Origin of the sequence: Cetobacterium sp. 2G large, assembly GCF_014250655.1 — a bacterium.
Classification (GTDB): domain Bacteria; phylum Fusobacteriota; class Fusobacteriia; order Fusobacteriales; family Fusobacteriaceae; genus Cetobacterium_A; species Cetobacterium_A somerae.
In genome coordinates this window covers 939,608-956,690 of the sequence record NZ_JACHTH010000005.1, presented here as the reverse complement: position 1 = coordinate 956,690, position 17,083 = coordinate 939,608, and the positions used below count along the sequence as shown (strand labels likewise).

Genomic DNA, 17,083 nt, shown 5'->3' with positions numbered 1-17,083 from the left:
AAAAGGAGAGTGTTTTTTATGGAGAATAAGAAAAAACTAGATGAATTAAAAGATGAGGCAAAAGAGAGTTTAAAAAAGGATGAACCTCCTAAAAAAGCGGAAGTAGAAGACTTTTGGGACAGATTTAAAAAGCTAGAGAAAATTTATAAGGATAATTTTGATAAATTAATAGCTGCTGAACTTTTAGATATAAAGATGTTAATATTTGAAATTGAGGAAAAACATAAAGAGAAAGAGGCTCATGAAAAAGATGAGCAAGATAAAAAGTAATATAAAAGAAGGAGCTATGAAAATAGCTCCTTTTTTAATCTGTATTTGTAATAGTAAGGTAGAATAAAGCAATAATGATAATACCAACTCCAGAATAAAGAAAAAAGTTTTCAATACCAATTCTATCTGATATAACTCCAGAAAATCCGATTCCAATGGGTGTACCAATAACCATTAGACTTCCAGATAAAGACATAACTCTTCCAAGATACTCCTCTTGAATTTTTTGTTGAAATACTACAATTTGAAGTCCTTGATAAAACGGTGTTACAAAACCTAAAAGAGTAGAGCAAAGAGCGAATCCTAAAAACATATTTTTCCCTAAAACTCCAGAAATATATAGACTAACTCCTATCATAAAGCAAGAAAAAGAAATTGTAATCATTTTTCTTTTTCCACCACCAGTAGCTCCTAAAACAACAGAACCAATAAGCATACCAATAGCAAAAACTACTTCAATAGCTCCAGCATACCATTGATTTTTTCCAAAATATGATAAAGTCATCATAGGGTAAAGAACAAAAATGGGAATATATACAATAGAGAAAACTGCTCCTAAAAGCATAAAATTAAAAAGTTTATTTTCTTTAAGAGTAACAATACCCTCTTTCATTTCTACTAAAATATTTATTTTGGTATGTTCAAACTCTGTTTTAATTTTAGGAATATTGACTATACATAAAGTAAAAACACCAATAATTGCTCCTAATACATCAAGCATTACAATAGCTTGAAGACTCCAAATAGAAAAGAAAAAGCTAGCTAAAACTGGACTTAGTAGCAATGAAACAGATTGTAGAGTTTGAGAATATCCTGAATATTTAGGAAGTTCATTTTTAGGTATTATAAGTGGTGTTATAGCTTGAAGAGATGGAACATGAAAAGCTGTTCCAATAGAACGAATAAATAAAACACTCATTATAAGAGGTATAGATGTATCTCCAAAAAAACCTGAAATAGAAAGAGCTAAACTAGCAGTAGCTATAAGAAGGTCTGAGACAATCATTATATTTTTTCTATTAAATCGATCTATAAAAACACCAATGAAAAGGCCTAAAACTCCTTGAGGAAAAAATCCTACAATTCCAGAAAGAGCAACTATATTTGAAGAGTTTGTTTTAGTAATAAGATACCAGACTATAGCCATTTGAAGTATTGAACTTGTTAGTTGTGAAATAGCTTGTCCTGTGTAAATAATTAAAAAAGTTTTGTTAATATTTTTTAGCATTTAAATTCTCCTTAATTTTTTTAGTAGTATGATAAATTTGATAAATAAAAAAGGTCGTAGATTTTACTCTACGACCATAGACTACAGTTGGATGAGAGCAAAAACAAAATTACTTAGAGTACAACAAAAACAACCATTAAAAATGATTATTTTTATACTCTTTAATTGTAATTTTATTTTTTAGCTCCGTACCACATCTATTTTGATTATATTACAAAATAAGATATGAGGATCAAATCACATCCTTATTATTTAATTTATATTTATCATACTACTTGAAATATTCTAGCATAAATAGATAAAAAAGTCAAAAAGTGGTATTATATGTGTACGGGGACAATTTAAAGGGGGGAAGTTATGCATAGTACAGCAATAAATATATTAAAGATGCTACATCAAACAAAAATGAAAAAAGAGAATTTAGCCTATAATTTAGAGATAAAAGAGGGAGCACTGTTAAAAAATATAAATCTAATTAATAACTTCTTAAGAGATTTGAAGTTAAACGAGATTATAATTGAAAAGGGTGTTGTAAAACTAAAGTTAGAAAAAAGAGAGTGGAGTAAAGTTTTTGAAAAGGTTGATACTTTAACATTTGAAGAAAAAGTTGATTATCTATATATTAAAATAGTATATTATGGGTTTATAAACTTAGAAAAAGAGAGAGAGAAGCTCCAAGTATCAAGAAGTTCTATAACTAGATGCTTTTTATCTGTAAAAGAGTTACTAGAAAATAGTAAATCAAAAATAATTTATAATAATGGAAAAGGAAATAAAATAATAAGTCTGAGTAATGAAAATGAAATTTTATTTTATCAAAAGTTAACAAAGTTGATTCTAGAAGAAGAGATACTAACTCCTTTGCAAAAAGAGTTATTAGGTGTTATAAAAAAATTTTCTATAAAGCTGAGAGTTGCTAAATTAACTTCGATATATAATTGTTTGAAATTACCAGCAGCACCTGGAATAATAGCATATTTATGCTCATTAAGTATATGTCCTAAATACTTCCAAGAGAAGAATTATAATATAAAAGATATTAAAAATAGAGAGTTGTTACAAAAGATTGAAACAGCTGTAAACACAATAGGAGGAGCTGGATTTTCTGAAAGTTATAAAGAAGTACTTGTTTACTATATATATTCAATAGCAACTAATAAACACTATTTATTTGAAAATATTGTTTGTAAAACAAATGAGATAATAGATGATTTATGCATTTTAGTAGACATAAAATGTAGTAGATTAAAATCTCTTTTATTTCAACAAATATATTTTGGAATTTTGAGAAAAGAGTCAGGAATTTTAAAAATAAGAGATGTAGATATGCACTCAGAAGATATTGTGCTATTAAATATAGTTGAAAAAATATTAAAAAAACATTCTCAAAAATTATATATTTGTGATAAGTATATAATAATATCTTTTTTAAAAGAGCAAATTTTTAAAAAGTATATAGATGAGATAGATAATGTTTTAATTTTAGTTGGAGAGATAAACACTCTTTTTCAACTATCTTTAAAAGAGAAACTGAAAGAAAATTTTCCAAATATAGATTTTAATATAGAGTATAATTTTTTAAATATTAGAACAAATAAATATAAATTTTATGATATCATTATAAATGATACTCAAACAACATTAAGAGATGGGGATATTTTTTATAGAATAAAAAAATCTTTAGAAAAGGAAGTCGTTAAAAATAGAATTAAAAATAGCATATGCCTTTTTTCGTAAGAAAAAAAAAGGAATATTTGAAATATTGATGCATAAAGATTTATATATTAAAATATAAAAAGCTAAAAGTGTTGGCGTTGGGGAACTTCAAGCATTTTAGAGATTAGAGATTTAGTAATAATATATTAAGAGAGAGTTATATTACCCTCTCTTTTTATATTACTATTTTCTTGAGATCTATTTTTACAAAAATCTTTATAGTCTCTTAAAACCTCTCCGTAACCACGTGCAACATAACCAATTAATGTAGCATCATCAATCCATCCAACTCCAGGAATTAAATCTGAAACAGCATCAATAGGAACTATAACATATATTATAGCTGCACTTAAAATAAGGAGGTATTTTTTATCTAATTTATATTTTTTATTTTTTGCATCTTTAACTAAATTGACTATTAAAAGAAAATCCTCTGCACTTGCTCCTAAGTTCATGGCCTTTTTTAAAGCCAATTTTAAATCTTGAGAGCTGATTTTTTTTCCTTGAAATTTTTTAAAAAATTTAATGATTAATTTATCCATAATATCTCTCCAATTATAAAATTACATAATATAGTATAGTATAAATCTTTTTCCAATTTAATTCAAGGAAAGAATTTTTATTAAAAGATTATTTTTGTAAAACCTTAAGAACCTCTCTAGCAACAGCAGCACCAGATGATGGGTTTTGTCCTGTAATTAATCTTCCATCAGCAACAGCATACTCTCCCCAGTTATCAGTTTTACTATATTTAGCACCTCTTTTAACAAGTTCATCTTCTGTTAAAAAAGGAACGAGTTTATCAAGTTGAACCTCTTTTTCCTCACTATTAGAGAATCCAGTGACTTTTTTATCTTTTATTAAGTACTCACCAGAACTATCTTTTATATTTAATAAACCAACCAAACCATGACAAACAGCTGAAACAACTCCACCATTATTCCAAATACCTATAGCAATCTCTTGTAATTTTTCATCATTAGAGAAGTCCCAAAGAACTCCGTGACCACCTGTGTAATATATAACAGAGTAATCATTATAATTAATATCTTTAGCAGAAACAGTTACACCAAGACTATTCATAAAATTTCGATTAGTATAGAATTTCCAATCTAAATCAGACATCATTTCAGCTTCGATACTGTGTGGATCAATTGGAGTATATCCACCTAAAGGGCTAACATAAGTTATTTCAAATCCATTGTTTTCCATAACTTCAACAAAATGAACAGCCTCACCTAACCATAGACCTGTAGCTCTATTAACATTTGAATATTTTGAAACATTTGTAACAACGACTAAAACTTTTTTACTCATAAAAGCCTCCTAATAATATGGATAAAATAAAATCTATTTGAAATACTTTTACTGAGTTTATATATATATTCCTATAAAAATTTTCAAAGAGGATAATAGTATTTTTTTTGAATAAAAAAGAAAAAGAAGTTCAAGGAGGAAAAATGAAAAAAAGTAGAAACTTTATATTGAAAAGTGATAGTATTATAAATGGTTGTATTAAAAATGAGTTTGGTAAACATGGAGACTCATGGATAGATAACGTTCCTTCAAAATCTATAGGTTTAAAATGGGAAAATGCTCCTGAAGGTACAGAGAGTTTTTTAATTGTTATGCAAGATTATGATGCTGTTCCTGTAGCTGGTTTTTCTTGGATACATTGGATAGCTATAGTTCCAAAAAATTATACTGAACTTAAAGAAAATGCAAGTAGAGAGGATAAAAATATAATTCAAGGAATTAATAGCTGGGCATCTAAACTAGTTGGATTGCCTAAAGAGAGAGCAACTTTTTATGGAGGACCAACTCCACCAGATAAAGATCATGTATATGAAGTAAAAATATATGCTTTAGATAAAGTACCAAATTTAAAAAATGGATTTTATTTAAATGAAGCGTATAAAGAGATAAAAGGTCATGTATTAGGTGAAGGAGAGGTAGAGGGGATATATAAAGCATAGGGAGGATAAGAGATGTATAGTTGTGCAAATTGTAAAGTTCATGGATGTAGAGAGCAAAATTATGAGAAAATGCCTAAAAATTGTCCTAGTAGAGATAAGGAGTTTCAAGAAGAGAATAAGCTTCTTTATTTAGAAGAGGAAAATTACAAATTAGCTCACAACTCAGCTTTAGTTGAAAGTGAGGGATATTGTAGATTAACTAGGGTAGAGGAGATAATGGAGTTTGCTAAGAAAAATAACTTTACAAAAATAGGGTTAGCGTTTTGTGTAGGTCTTAGAAATGAAGCGGAAACTTTTACAAAAATACTTAAAAATAGAGGATTTCAAGTATGCTCAATAATTTGTAAAAATGGAGCTGTGTCTAAAGAGTTTATTGGAATATCTGATTGTGAAAAAGTTAGACCAGGTACTAATGAGGTAATATGTAATCCTATAGGACAAGCAAGACTTTTAAACAAAATGGAAACTCAGTTAAATGTTATGTTAGGACTTTGTGTAGGCCATGACTCTCTATTTATGAAATATTCTGAGGCTCCTGCAACAGTTTTAGCTGTAAAAGATAGAGTAACAGGACATAACCCACTAGCTCCTATATATATATCTGAAACATATTATCACAAAAAACTTTACAAATAAAAACGTATTAAAATAAATCAAAATGATAATTATATAAAAAATATATTTTAAAATAATACTTGCATAGGGTATAATTGATATCATGAATAATAATATCCTAGGGAGGTACACACTATGAAAAAAGCGTTTTTATTTTTACTAGCACTTTCTACATTGAGTTATTCAGCACCAAAGACATCATATAGAACTGGAGTAGCCTTCGCATTAGGAGACTATTTTAATTCTCCAGCTACAAAAGTCTTAGAGGCTGGTAAGGTTGTACAACTAGAGGATAACATATTTGCTCAAAAAGTAAAATATCAAGCTTATAGCGACTTTGGTGGACAAATAATTAAAGAAAAAATTTTTATACTAAAAAAGATAGATTCTACTTTTAAATTTGTAGAAAAATTAGATGTAGGAGAGATAGAGTTATAAAAAGTGGGGCTAATATTAGCCCTATTTTATTTTTTAAAAAATAAAGACCTATAATCAATAGATAAAAAAATACATATCAAGACTTCTCAGAATCCTCAATATATGATAACATATAACATAGAGGGGGGTGGTATAATGAATACAACAGCTGCCAATATTCTTAAAATTTTATCTCAGAGTGAAATGTCTGTAGATGATATGCAGTTGTATTTAGAAGTAGAAAAAAATTCTATAATAAAATCTATATTACAATTTAATCAATTTTTAATATCAATTGATTTACCAACCATAGAAAAAAATGAAAATTTATACTCTTTAAATCTTTCAAATCAACAGATGCAAACACTATTAAACAATTTTAACACCTTAACATCAACAGAAAAAGTAGATTATCTATTTATTAAATTTATAGCAACAGGATTTTTAAATTTAGAAAAGGAAAAAGAGATATTAGATGTATCAAGAAGCACTATTTTAAGAGCCTTTAAAACAGTGAAAGAGATATTTGCAGCAAATGGAACAATGTATGAATATGTGCACTCAAAGGGTCTAGTTTTAAAAAATTTAAGTCAAACTGATAAAGGGACATTTTGTAAAAAATTAATGATCTATTTTATAGAGGAGCATATTTTAGTTCCAAGTAGAAAAAAGCTATTAGATAGTATAAAAAGATTTGATACAAAAGAGCGTATGGAAAAACTGTATCCAATTTTAAGTAGTTCAGATATATCTATAAACTATGTTATGCTTTCTTTTGTTCATGCTTTAGAAATTTGTATTGAATTATTTGGAGGATTTAATTTTAAAATAGATAAAAACTCTGATTTAGAGAAGTATATAAAATTAGAAAATTTAGTAAATAAATACGGAGTAGGTTTTGGTAATGAATATAAAAAGCAGTTAACTGAATTTTTATTTTCATTTTCCTATGAAGAGGGACAGCTAGATGGGACACTAATTAATAAAAGTTCAAAATTTGTAAAAGATTTAATGGCGTATTTTAAACTAGAGATACCTAATAAAGATTTATATAGATTACTTTTCAATAAAGTTTATCTTTCGTTTTTTAAATTAGAGAATAATATTTTAAAAATATCTAATTTAAAAAGAGATAAAACTCAATTAAAAATTTTAGAAAAATTAGATAGATTTTTAGAGAAGTACTCATATAAAATGTACCTTGCTGATAAATATACAATAGCTTTTGTATTGAAAACTGTTATTATAGAGGAAAATCTTAGTGATATAAAAAATGTATTGTTACTATTTCAAGATGCAGTAGTTAATAAAAAAAGTGCATTTAATGTATATTTGAAAAGGTATATTCCAACTGTTAACTTTGATGTTGAACCGATACTTTTTTATCAAAGAGATGTAGCTTCGCTTAAAAAAAACTATGATATTATTATAAGTGATAGTAAAATATCTTATGATTCAATTTTAATTGATTCATATAATAATATTAAAATTTATGAAATCTTAGAAAATCATGCTTTAACAAGAGGATTAAATAAGGAGTAGTGTATGAGCGCAGATAATGAAAAAATTCAAAGATTAATATCTATTGCTAAGTTATATTATTTAGAAAATATGACTCAAAGTGAGATTGCAAAAATAGTTGGAGTTTCTCGTCCCTTAATTAGTAAATTTTTAACAGAAGCTAGAGAGTTAGGGCTGGTAAAAATAGAGATAAATGATATTTTAAAAGATAATATTCAGGAGAGTAGATCAGAGGAGTTAAGTAAAAAATATAGTTTAAAAGATGTGTACATAGTTCCATCTAGTAGCAATAAAAACTTAAATGATCAAATCTTTATGGATCACTCTTTAGAATATATTTTTAATCAGTATAAGAATAGTGAAGTGTTAGGAGTTGGATGGGGAAATACAATAGGTGGAATTGTAGAGAGAATAGATAATAGAGAAAGATATATTTTTTCAGGAACGGCTGTACCACTAATAGGAAATGCACCAGTTTCCCATAGAAACTACCATACAAATGAACTTATAAGAATGCTTTCAGAAAAAACTAGTTTAATTTCAAAGTATCTATATCTACCATTTTTATGTTCATCTCATAGTGAAAAAGAGATGTTTTTAAAAACAGAGAATTTAAAAGAGATAATAGATCTTTGGAATAAAATAGATTGCTCAGTAATACAAATAAGAAACTTTCCATCAGTACCAGATTTAGCAACAGAAGCAAGATTTGGAAAAGTATTACAAGAGGAGAAAGCTGTTGGAATGTTTTTAAGTTATTACTTTGATATTGATGGAAATATTTTAAAAGGTGAAAATGATTTTTCTATCCAAATTCCGTTAGAAAGTTTAAAAAGTAATAAAAAAGTAATTGGAATAATAAATAAGAGAGTTAATCCACTAGCTGTTATAGGTGCTTTAAAAACAAAGGTTTTTACTCATATAGTTATTGATAGTGATGTAGCTAGTCTGATTTAAAATTAAATAGACATTAAAATTTAAGAAGCTTATTAAAGCTTCTTTTTTTTATCAAAATTGTTGAAATAAAAAAATTTGACATTTGTCAGAACAAAGGTTATATACATATTAAAAGAAAAAAATCTATTTTTAAGAGGTGGAGATATGGTTATAACAAAAGAAAGATGGATATCTATTTTTCAAAATATTTCAGAGCTTATGATAGAGAACAAAGAGATTTTATCAGATATTGATTCTAAATTTGGAGATGGGGATCATGGGATTACAATTGAAAGAATTGGAATGGTTATAAAAGATAAAAGTCAAGAGTGGAAAGAGAAAAATCAATCTTTAAAGGGATTTTTTCAAGAAATTGGAGATGCAGTTACAAATATAAATGGAGGTTCTGCAGGACCTCTTTATGGAACATATTTAAGTGGATTAGGTGAAGACTTAGATGAGGATATTATTAATGTAGATGGAAAAACATTAAAAAAAATACTGAGCTCTGGATTAACAGAACTTCAATATCTAACTACAGCCAAAGTTGGAGATAAAACTATGATGGATACACTTATACCAGCTACAGAAGCAGCATTAAATGCAAGTGATAATGTATTAGATATAGTGACTAAAGCTAAAGATGCAGCTCTTGAAGGTGCTGAAAAAAGTAAAGATTTTATTAGTAAATTTGGAAGAGCTAAAAGTTATAAAGAGAAAACAATAGGGACACCAGATGCAGGAGCAACAAGTTGTACATATATATTTTTAGGATTATATAACAGTTGTAAATAGGAGGAGTTTTAATGAAAATGAAAAAGTTTATTAATGACCCATCAAAGTTAACAGCAGAGCTATTAGAGGGATTGGCTTTAGCAAATAGGGATATATTAGAGTTAAAACCTAATAATCTAGTTGTATCAAAATCTTTAAAAGATGCCAATAGAGTTACTGTTGTAACTTTAGGGGGAGCAGGACATGAACCAGCTTTATCAGGATTTGTTGGAGATGGGATGATTGATATCTCAGTTGTAGGAGATATATTTGCAGCTCCAGGTCCTCATGCTTGTATAGAAGCGATTAAAATGGCTGAAAAAGGACACGGTGTTTTATTTGTTGTTTTAAACCATGCAGGTGACATGCTAACAGCAAATTTAACAATGAAAGAGGCTAGAAAACAGGGGTTGAATGTTATAAAAGTTGTTACTCAAGAGGATGTATCTAATGCTCCAAGAGAAAACAGTGATGATAGAAGAGGATTAGTTGGGTGTGTTCCAACATATAAAATTGCTGCAGCTGCAGCTAAAGCAGGAAAAACTTTAGAAGAGGTTGCAGAAATAGCTCAAAGATTTGCAGATAATATGGCTACTATAGCAGTTGCAGCTAGAGAAGCAACACATCCACAAACAGGGGCACCATTTGCAGATCTTGGAGATATAGATATGGAGATTGGAATGGGGCAACATGGAGAGGGAGGAGGAGGTCGTCAACCTATGAAAACAGCAGATGAAACTGTTGAGATTATGATGGGGGCACTTCTTAAAGATTTAAATGTAAAATCTGGAGAAAAATTGATGGTTATTATAAATGGTTCAGGTGGAACTACTTTAATGGAACAGCTTATACTTTTCCGTGGGTGTGTTAAATATTTAGAGAAGTTAGAAATTGAAGTTGTTGCAAATATGGTAGGAGAAATTTTAACAGTTCAGGAACAAGCAGGATTTCAGATGTTTATAGCTAGAATGGATGAAGAGTTGTTGAGTTATTGGAATGGTCCTGCAAGAACGCCATATTTTTCTAAGTAATTAAGGGGGTAAGTAAAGATGGCTGATTTAGATGGAAATAAAATAGCAAAAGATTATAGCCTTGATAAACCTTTTTACAATCAATCTTTTTATATAAAGGGGATGGATAATATTGATTGGGGAATGAAAGATCGTTTATCAAAAATATTTAATCCTAAAACAGGGAGAACAGTTATGTTAGCCTTTGATCATGGATATATTATGGGGTCTACTTCTGGACTTGAAAGATTGGATTTGATTTTGCCTGACCTTTTAGAAGAGGTCGATTGTATAATGGGGACTAGAGGAGCTATAAGAACATGTGTTCCACCAATTTATAATAAAGGTGTTGCACTTAGATGTTCTGCTGGAGCCAGTGTATTAGATGATGATATGTCATTTGAAGTTATAGGTGTGGATATAGATGATGCTATAAGAATGAATGCAAGTTGTATGGCTATTCAAACTTTTATTGGAGCACCTGGACAAAAAGACTCTATTGAAAATTTAGTAAAAACAATAGATGCTGGAAATAGATATGGTATTCCTACTTTAGGAGTTGTTGCAGTGGGAAAAGATATGGAAAGAACGACAAAGTTTTTTCTATTAGCTACAAGAATGTTAGCTGAGTTTGGATGTCAACTTATAAAAACATATTACTGCGAAGATTTTGAAAAAGTGATAGCAGCATGTCCAGTACCTTTGGTTGTGGCTGGTGGGAAAAAACTTCCTGAAAAAGAGGCTTTAACATTAGTTTACAATGCTATAAGTAAGGGAGCAGCTGGTGTAGATATGGGGAGAAATATATTTCAAGCAGAAAATCCTAAAGCTATGGCAAGATGTGTAGGAAAAATTGTACATGAAAACTATAGTGATGATGAAGCATATAATCTTTATTTAGATTTAAAAGATAAAATTTAAACTTAAGTAGGAGGGATAAAATGTTTAAAAAATTTGTTCATATAGGAGCACCTACTGATAAAAAAATGCCAAATGAAGAGTATAATGAAGATATGAAGGTTTGGATTTCAGATCCAGAAAAGGATGAGTTTAAATTTGAATATTTAAGATTTGAAAAAGATTCATGGATGGCTAAAGAGATTCAAACTCAAACACATATTGCAGTTGAGGTAGAAAGTATTGATGAAGTTTTACCAACATGTGATAAAGTTTTATTAGAACCAACTGTGGTAAATGAAAACTGTAAAATAGCTTTTGTTTTGAGAGATGGGGTTGTGTTAGAGTTGATGGAACTAAAATAAAAAAAATAAAAAAACAATAAAAGAAACGACAATTGGAGTTAGTATCTATTTAGAAACATGTGAAAGTGAGGGTACTTATGAAAGAAAAATTGTTGTTTCTTTTTTCGTTATTAATTATTTGTAATAAAACATCTGTATCACTAGAGGAGAATAGTGGTCTTATTTTTTTTACTAATTTTAATTATTTTAAATCCAATGAAAAAAACTTTAAAGATGTAGGAGTTCAAGATGAAGCTTTATCAGCTACATTAACTTCAGAGGATAATCCAGTAACACCACCTTTTGAAAAGCCAGATACTGATAAACCAATTTCACCAGAGGTTAAACCTGAGTTACCAATACCACCTGATGAAAATACACCATCAATAAAGCCTCCAGCTCCAGAGCAACCAGAAGTACCTGAAGAAAAATATACTGAGATTTTTTTTGAAAATACTTGGATTTGGAATACACATTCATATGTAGATTCAGAGGATGTGATAGTTTCAGCAGAGAGTGGAGTGTTAACAGGAATGGGAGCTGTACAATCTGGTTTTTCTGTTGAAAATATTAAAAATATTTTAGTAAATGGAGTGGAAGGAGAAGCGAGTTACTTGGGTATGTTATCTTTAAATGGTGGAGAGATAACAAATGGGGAGAGCGGAACAATATCTCTTCAAGGAACTGGAAATAATTTTGGAATGGGTGTAATTGGAGATGGAAGAGGAACTAATTTAGGAAATATATATCTTCAAACAACTGGAGTAGGAATGTATGGAACAGGAACGTCTACTGTAAATAATAAAGGAACAATAACTTTAAGTTCATCAAATACTAAAAGTAGTAACACTCAAACAGGAGTGGGGATTTATATTACTGAGCAAGGAGTTGGAGAGAACACAGGAACAATAACTGTAGGAAATAATCAAGTAGGTATGCTTGTAAATCAAAGTGGAAGTATATTTAATTCAGGAGTAATATCAGTTAACTCACAAGGAATAGGGATGTTAGCAAATAATGCTAGCACAAACTCATTTTTATTAAATGAGGAAACAGGAGTTATAAAAGGAGATGCTCAAGCAGGTATAGTTGTAAGTGGTAGTTCGAGTACACAAAATTATGGTGAAATAGATATATCAAATGGAGTAGCTGGAATGGTAATAGATGGACAAGGAAGTGGGTATAACTTTGGTTCAATAAATCTAACAAATACAAAATATGGAATGTTATCTCAAAATGGTGGTCTTATAGTAAATGGTGCTAGTGGGTATGATAGTACCATTGTAACTGATAATACAGAGTTTGCCAAAATGGCTGTTTTAGGTAGTGGAACAGCACTAAATTACAATACTTTAAGTTCTGAAGATGTGAAATATGTGATGTATCTATCAGGAACTGGAAACATAACAAACTATGGAACATTGTCTTTAAATTTAGCGGATGAGTTTGAACAATCTGTAGTTATATATGGTGAAGATGGAGGATCTATTGTTAACTATCAAGGAGCAACTATAAACATAGATGGTGGAGTGGATAACTATGGAATAGTAATGAATGGATCTGGAAGTGTTTCAAACTATGGAACTATAAACGTAGGAGCATATCAACATGGAATACTATTATCAGAAGATGCAACAGGAACAAATAATGGAGATATAAATATATCTGTTTTAGGATCAGGAGTTGTGCTATATAATACAACAACTAATAGTTTATTTAGAAACTTTGGAACAATTAAAGATGGATATCAGGGACAAGGAGCTTATTATGGTATTGTTGCTAATGGTGCTGGAAGTGTAGAAAATAGTGGAATAATTAACTTGACAAACGGATCAGCTGGAATCTCTATTTCAGGAACAGGAACAGCAACAAATATGAGTGCAGGGGAAATATTAATTAAAGGAACAAGATATGGGATGTATGCTACAAAAGGAGCAACAATAATAAATGAAGGAATAATCTCTCGAGAACCAGTTTTTGGAACATATTTAGGATCAGTTGGTTCTATGTATGTAAGTGGTAGTGGTAGTGCTTTAAATGATGGAACAATAACAGTTGGAGGGTCTCATATTAATGCTATGGCTTCAACAGGAAGTGCTTCAACATTAGTAAATGGAACTAGTGGTACAATAAATATTTTAGATGGAGCAGTGGATAACTTTGCATTTAATGTTTCAGGAGGAACAGCAACAAATAAAGGAGTTATAAATTTAGGAGATTCAGGAGGTTTAATTACAGGAGGAACACTATTTAACTATGGAAATATAGAAGCACCAAATGGGATAATTAATGGTCCTAATGGAAAATTAGTTATGGAACAAGGTGGAACTACTAATGCAAAACTACAGATGGCAACATTAGGTCTTAGTTATGCTTTAGATTTATATACTGTAGGAGATAGTTCTTATTCACCTGTTTCAATCTCTTTTGATACTGAAAATGTCCAAGCTTATTCATATTTATATGATGTTAATTTAGTTGGAGACTCAATTTATATGAGAAGAAAGGATTTTAGAGAGATTACAGAAAGTGAAATTGGAGAATTTTTAGAAAGTATATACTATGACAGTAACAATCTATCTAAAGATAAATTCTTTAATATTCTAAAAAGTTCTCAAACTCAACAACAGTATCGAAATTATTTAGATAAGTTTTTTGGAAGATATATATATCCAGCTGTTATATTTCAAACAAGAGATAGTATCATCTATACAACTGAGGATATTTTGGAAAATTTAAATCAAAAATTAACAAATAATAGAAAAGAGAGCTATATAGTTGGTTATACTTTTGAAAAGTTTAGACAAAAAGGGTTTGATAGAGTTAAAGGGCATGATGACAATTTAAATGGTTTTTATTTAGGTAAACAGTATTATTTAGATGAAAAGTCAGATTATGGAATGGTATTAAGTTATACTAGATTAGATAGTGATTATAAGTCTAATGTAGGAGAGAGAGAGGATAATTTTCTTCAAGGGACAGCATTCTTAAATTATGACTTTGAAAATGTAAAAGGTATAGGTACTATGTATTTAGGTTTTTCAAAGGGAGATATAAAAAGAAATTTAAACTTAGAATATCTAGATTATCAAGATCTTTCTCCTATATATGAAAATATAAATGAAAGATATAAAGGGAATACTAAAAACTTTTATGTTGGGACTTCAGGAAAAATATCTAAAAGATACAATATGTCTAAATTTTTCTTAGAACCAGAACTTGGGGCATATGCAATGGGAATATTCCAAAATAAAATAAATGAATCAGGTGGAGAGTATGAGTTAAAAGTTGATGAGTTAAATAGATTTTTTGGTAAAGTAAATGCTCAAGTTGGAGTAGGAAAAGTATTTAATCCAAAAAACTATATGTTAACATTTAAAATAATTGGTGGGTTAGGACAGGAAATAAATAGCCCAAATGATGATTTAAAAGTAAGTTTAAAAAATGTAGAAAATGAAAAAGTAAAAATAAAGGTAGATAGAGAGAATCAATTTTCCAAAGAGTTAGGAGTAAAAGTTAATGTTGAAAAAGTAGGAATAAATAATCTTAATCTATATGTGGATTATAGATATATATTCGAAGATGAAAATTCATGGAAAATTGGAGCAGGATTAGCATATAGATTTTAACAAAATAAAACAGCTTAAATCTTTTTTCGATTTAAGCTGTTTTTAATTGAATCGATTATTATACAATATTTAATGTCATATCTAAATGAGGAATACCATCTTCATCATAAACTTCAGAAACTGGTTTAAACCCAAATTCGCTGTAAAAATCTTTTAAATATTCTTGAGCACCAATAGTGATTTTATTTGTATTGAAATTTCTTAAAACACAATTGATTCCTTCTGTAACAATAGCTTTAGCATACCCCATACCTCTAGCATCCTTTGCTACTAAAACTCTACCTAAAGAAGCATTTTCATATGAAATACCTGGAGGAAGTACTCTAAGGTAAGCTGTAATTTCATTATTTTCCTTTATTATAACATGAAAAGATGCCTTATCTTTTCCATCAATATCATTATAAATACAATTTTGTTCTACAACAAAAACTTCAGATCTTAATTTTAAAATTTCATAAAGTTCCTCAAGTGTTAGTTCTTCAAATTTTTTACATAAAATCATTTTAATACCTCCTAATAAATCCCTTTTTTATATTTTCCCACTCTTTTTCTATATTGACCCTCATTTTGTAAAGAGCTTTAAGTGTAGTTTCAATTTCATCTGGAGTAAGATTTTCAGTCATAATCTGGGTACTATACTCTTCCTCTCTTTGAAGAAAGGGATAAAGTTTTTCCCCTTTTTCAGTACAGTATAGTTTTAACTCTTTTTTATTATTTTCATCCTTCTCTTTTTTTATTAATCCATCTTCTACTAATTTTTTAATAGATTTAGCAGCAGTAGACCGGTCTACTTTTAACATAGAAGCGACCTTATCTTGGATTATTCCTGGATTTTCATAAATCCTTACAAGATACAGATATTGACCTTTTGAAAGATTAATATCTTTAAACTCAATATCACTAATAGTTGCACAACACCGACTAATCATTCCAATCTCTCTAAGTATTTCTTTCATAAACCCACCTTTAAAAATATATTAAAATAAGTATACAGTAAAATTGTGGAAAATTCAACAAAAATAAAAAAATCATGTTATTTTTTGAGGTATTCATGTATAAAAAAACTAAATAAAGGTATTTTGTAGTAGGATATAATGTAAAAAAATAATTTAATCATTTAAAAGGAGAAAATAGATGAAAAAGATAAATGGAGTTTTATTAATATTTTTTATTTTAACAGGATGTGCCGCAACATCATATGAAGGGCAGCAAACAAGAGGTAATGGGTTAGATATGAATCTAGTAGCAAATACAATATTAGCTACAGCACTATATAATAGTTCAAATAATAGCTCTTTTAATCATGATTTTGAACGTAACTTTAATAATAATTTTGGAAGTTCAAGTAGTAGTAATTTTGGGCATATGAATAGTGGATTTAGCAATGAGATATATGGAAAAAATAAAACAGTTACAGAGACACATAAAACAGGAACTTCAACTTCTAATACTGTTGGAACTAGTAAAACTGAGACATATACACAACCATATGGTTCTAACGGAACAATGACAACTACCATGAGAAATTCTAATACAACTACTCATTCAAACTCAGTTGAAAGAACAACAACAAAAAGCAAATCTGTTGGTTCAAGTGTTAGATATAACCCATTTGGATTTTAAAAAAATAAAAAAATATTGACATTTAAAAAAAATTAATATAGAATCTATAAAAATTAGAAAAAGGAGGAAGCACTCATGAACAAATTCAAAAACTTATTTACTATAATTATAATAATATGCTTTTGGG

Annotated in this window: 18 protein-coding genes; 13 read left to right on the top strand and 5 right to left on the bottom strand. The window is 28.7% G+C overall.

The features are described 5' to 3' along the window. Positions 1–18: 18 nt before the first annotated feature. Complete coding sequence (locus tag H5J23_RS07440; protein ID WP_185891592.1) at positions 19–270, top strand: hypothetical protein; 252 nt, start codon at positions 19–21, stop codon at positions 268–270. Positions 271–304: 34 nt separating this feature from the next. On the opposite strand, the gene H5J23_RS07435 is transcribed toward H5J23_RS07440, so the two are convergent. Then, positions 305–1,498 (bottom strand): MFS transporter, encoded by a 1,194-nt coding sequence (locus tag H5J23_RS07435; protein ID WP_185891590.1) that lies wholly within the window; start codon positions 1,496–1,498, stop codon positions 305–307. A gap of 357 nt (positions 1,499–1,855) precedes the next feature. Between H5J23_RS07435 and H5J23_RS07430 the strand changes: the two genes are divergently transcribed. Continuing rightward, complete coding sequence (locus H5J23_RS07430; protein ID WP_185891588.1) at positions 1,856–3,235, top strand: hypothetical protein; 1,380 nt, start codon at positions 1,856–1,858, stop codon at positions 3,233–3,235. A 125-nt stretch (positions 3,236–3,360) separates the two neighbouring features. On the opposite strand, the gene H5J23_RS07425 is transcribed toward H5J23_RS07430, so the two are convergent. Together H5J23_RS07425 and H5J23_RS07420 are read right to left on the bottom strand one after the other, a co-directional pair. Then, positions 3,361–3,756, bottom strand: coding sequence for a YkvA family protein (locus H5J23_RS07425; RefSeq protein ID WP_185891587.1), 396 nt, complete (start codon positions 3,754–3,756; stop codon positions 3,361–3,363). An 88-nt stretch (positions 3,757–3,844) separates the two neighbouring features. Continuing rightward, positions 3,845–4,531 carry a type 1 glutamine amidotransferase domain-containing protein gene (locus H5J23_RS07420; protein WP_185891585.1) on the bottom strand — a complete coding sequence of 229 codons (687 nt, stop codon included), beginning with the start codon at positions 4,529–4,531 and terminating at the stop codon, positions 3,845–3,847. Positions 4,532–4,674: 143 nt separating this feature from the next. On the opposite strand from H5J23_RS07420, the gene H5J23_RS07415 reads away from it, so the two are divergent. From H5J23_RS07415 to H5J23_RS07370, 10 genes are all read left to right on the top strand, one after another. Further along, positions 4,675–5,190, top strand: a complete 516-nt coding sequence (locus H5J23_RS07415; RefSeq protein ID WP_185891584.1) for a YbhB/YbcL family Raf kinase inhibitor-like protein — start codon at positions 4,675–4,677, stop codon at positions 5,188–5,190. A 12-nt stretch (positions 5,191–5,202) separates the two neighbouring features. Beyond that, positions 5,203–5,826 (top strand): DUF1847 domain-containing protein, encoded by a 624-nt coding sequence (locus tag H5J23_RS07410; protein ID WP_185891582.1) that lies wholly within the window; start codon positions 5,203–5,205, stop codon positions 5,824–5,826. Between the two features lie 114 nt (positions 5,827–5,940). Continuing rightward, positions 5,941–6,243, top strand: coding sequence for a hypothetical protein (locus tag H5J23_RS07405; RefSeq protein ID WP_185891580.1), 303 nt, complete (start codon positions 5,941–5,943; stop codon positions 6,241–6,243). A gap of 135 nt (positions 6,244–6,378) precedes the next feature. Continuing rightward, entirely contained in the window at positions 6,379–7,764 is a 1,386-nt protein-coding gene (locus tag H5J23_RS07400; protein ID WP_185891578.1) for a hypothetical protein, read from the top strand. A gap of 3 nt (positions 7,765–7,767) precedes the next feature. Continuing rightward, positions 7,768–8,700, top strand: coding sequence for a sugar-binding transcriptional regulator (locus tag H5J23_RS07395; protein WP_185891576.1), 933 nt, complete (start codon positions 7,768–7,770; stop codon positions 8,698–8,700). A 144-nt stretch (positions 8,701–8,844) separates the two neighbouring features. Then, positions 8,845–9,474, top strand: a complete 630-nt coding sequence (locus H5J23_RS07390; protein ID WP_185891574.1) for a dihydroxyacetone kinase subunit L — start codon at positions 8,845–8,847, stop codon at positions 9,472–9,474. An 11-nt stretch (positions 9,475–9,485) separates the two neighbouring features. Further along, complete coding sequence (locus H5J23_RS07385; protein WP_185891573.1) at positions 9,486–10,484, top strand: dihydroxyacetone kinase subunit DhaK; 999 nt, start codon at positions 9,486–9,488, stop codon at positions 10,482–10,484. Between the two features lie 18 nt (positions 10,485–10,502). Further along, positions 10,503–11,384 carry a 3-hydroxy-5-phosphonooxypentane-2,4-dione thiolase gene (gene lsrF / locus H5J23_RS07380; protein WP_185891571.1) on the top strand — a complete coding sequence of 294 codons (882 nt, stop codon included), beginning with the start codon at positions 10,503–10,505 and terminating at the stop codon, positions 11,382–11,384. Between the two features lie 20 nt (positions 11,385–11,404). Next, positions 11,405–11,725, top strand: a complete 321-nt coding sequence (locus H5J23_RS07375; protein ID WP_185891569.1) for a hypothetical protein — start codon at positions 11,405–11,407, stop codon at positions 11,723–11,725. Positions 11,726–11,802: 77 nt separating this feature from the next. Continuing rightward, positions 11,803–15,333 carry a hypothetical protein gene (locus tag H5J23_RS07370; protein WP_185891568.1) on the top strand — a complete coding sequence of 1,177 codons (3,531 nt, stop codon included), beginning with the start codon at positions 11,803–11,805 and terminating at the stop codon, positions 15,331–15,333. A 58-nt stretch (positions 15,334–15,391) separates the two neighbouring features. Here the strand turns inward: H5J23_RS07370 and H5J23_RS07365 are convergent, their stop codons facing one another. Then, on the bottom strand, positions 15,392–15,835 hold the full coding sequence (locus H5J23_RS07365; protein WP_185891566.1) for a GNAT family N-acetyltransferase: 444 nt from the start codon (positions 15,833–15,835) through the stop codon (positions 15,392–15,394). 1 nt (position 15,836) lies between these two features. After that, on the bottom strand, positions 15,837–16,289 hold the full coding sequence (locus H5J23_RS07360; protein ID WP_185891564.1) for a MarR family transcriptional regulator: 453 nt from the start codon (positions 16,287–16,289) through the stop codon (positions 15,837–15,839). Between the two features lie 178 nt (positions 16,290–16,467). Here H5J23_RS07360 and H5J23_RS07355 point away from each other — a divergent pair, with 178 nt between their 5' ends. Beyond that, entirely contained in the window at positions 16,468–16,956 is a 489-nt protein-coding gene (locus tag H5J23_RS07355) for a hypothetical protein (protein ID WP_185891562.1), read from the top strand. Positions 16,957–17,083: the final 127 nt, after the last annotated feature.

Excerpts from the sequence above, each read along its gene's own strand:
- H5J23_RS07440 (WP_185891592.1), top strand. The coding sequence starts at position 19 with ATGGAGAATAAGAAAAAACTAGATGAATTAAAAGATGAGGCAAAAGAG.
- H5J23_RS07435 (WP_185891590.1), bottom strand. The coding sequence starts at position 1,498 with ATGCTAAAAAATATTAACAAAACTTTTTTAATTATTTACACAGGACAA.
- H5J23_RS07430 (WP_185891588.1), top strand. The coding sequence starts at position 1,856 with ATGCATAGTACAGCAATAAATATATTAAAGATGCTACATCAAACAAAA.
- H5J23_RS07425 (WP_185891587.1), bottom strand. The coding sequence starts at position 3,756 with ATGGATAAATTAATCATTAAATTTTTTAAAAAATTTCAAGGAAAAAAA.
- H5J23_RS07420 (WP_185891585.1), bottom strand. The coding sequence starts at position 4,531 with ATGAGTAAAAAAGTTTTAGTCGTTGTTACAAATGTTTCAAAATATTCA.
- H5J23_RS07415 (WP_185891584.1), top strand. The coding sequence starts at position 4,675 with ATGAAAAAAAGTAGAAACTTTATATTGAAAAGTGATAGTATTATAAAT.
- H5J23_RS07410 (WP_185891582.1), top strand. The coding sequence starts at position 5,203 with ATGTATAGTTGTGCAAATTGTAAAGTTCATGGATGTAGAGAGCAAAAT.
- H5J23_RS07405 (WP_185891580.1), top strand. The coding sequence starts at position 5,941 with ATGAAAAAAGCGTTTTTATTTTTACTAGCACTTTCTACATTGAGTTAT.
- H5J23_RS07400 (WP_185891578.1), top strand. The coding sequence starts at position 6,379 with ATGAATACAACAGCTGCCAATATTCTTAAAATTTTATCTCAGAGTGAA.
- H5J23_RS07395 (WP_185891576.1), top strand. The coding sequence starts at position 7,768 with ATGAGCGCAGATAATGAAAAAATTCAAAGATTAATATCTATTGCTAAG.
- H5J23_RS07390 (WP_185891574.1), top strand. The coding sequence starts at position 8,845 with ATGGTTATAACAAAAGAAAGATGGATATCTATTTTTCAAAATATTTCA.
- H5J23_RS07385 (WP_185891573.1), top strand. The coding sequence starts at position 9,486 with ATGAAAATGAAAAAGTTTATTAATGACCCATCAAAGTTAACAGCAGAG.
- lsrF (WP_185891571.1), top strand. The coding sequence starts at position 10,503 with ATGGCTGATTTAGATGGAAATAAAATAGCAAAAGATTATAGCCTTGAT.
- H5J23_RS07375 (WP_185891569.1), top strand. The coding sequence starts at position 11,405 with ATGTTTAAAAAATTTGTTCATATAGGAGCACCTACTGATAAAAAAATG.
- H5J23_RS07370 (WP_185891568.1), top strand. The coding sequence starts at position 11,803 with ATGAAAGAAAAATTGTTGTTTCTTTTTTCGTTATTAATTATTTGTAAT.
- H5J23_RS07365 (WP_185891566.1), bottom strand. The coding sequence starts at position 15,835 with ATGATTTTATGTAAAAAATTTGAAGAACTAACACTTGAGGAACTTTAT.
- H5J23_RS07360 (WP_185891564.1), bottom strand. The coding sequence starts at position 16,289 with ATGAAAGAAATACTTAGAGAGATTGGAATGATTAGTCGGTGTTGTGCA.
- H5J23_RS07355 (WP_185891562.1), top strand. The coding sequence starts at position 16,468 with ATGAAAAAGATAAATGGAGTTTTATTAATATTTTTTATTTTAACAGGA.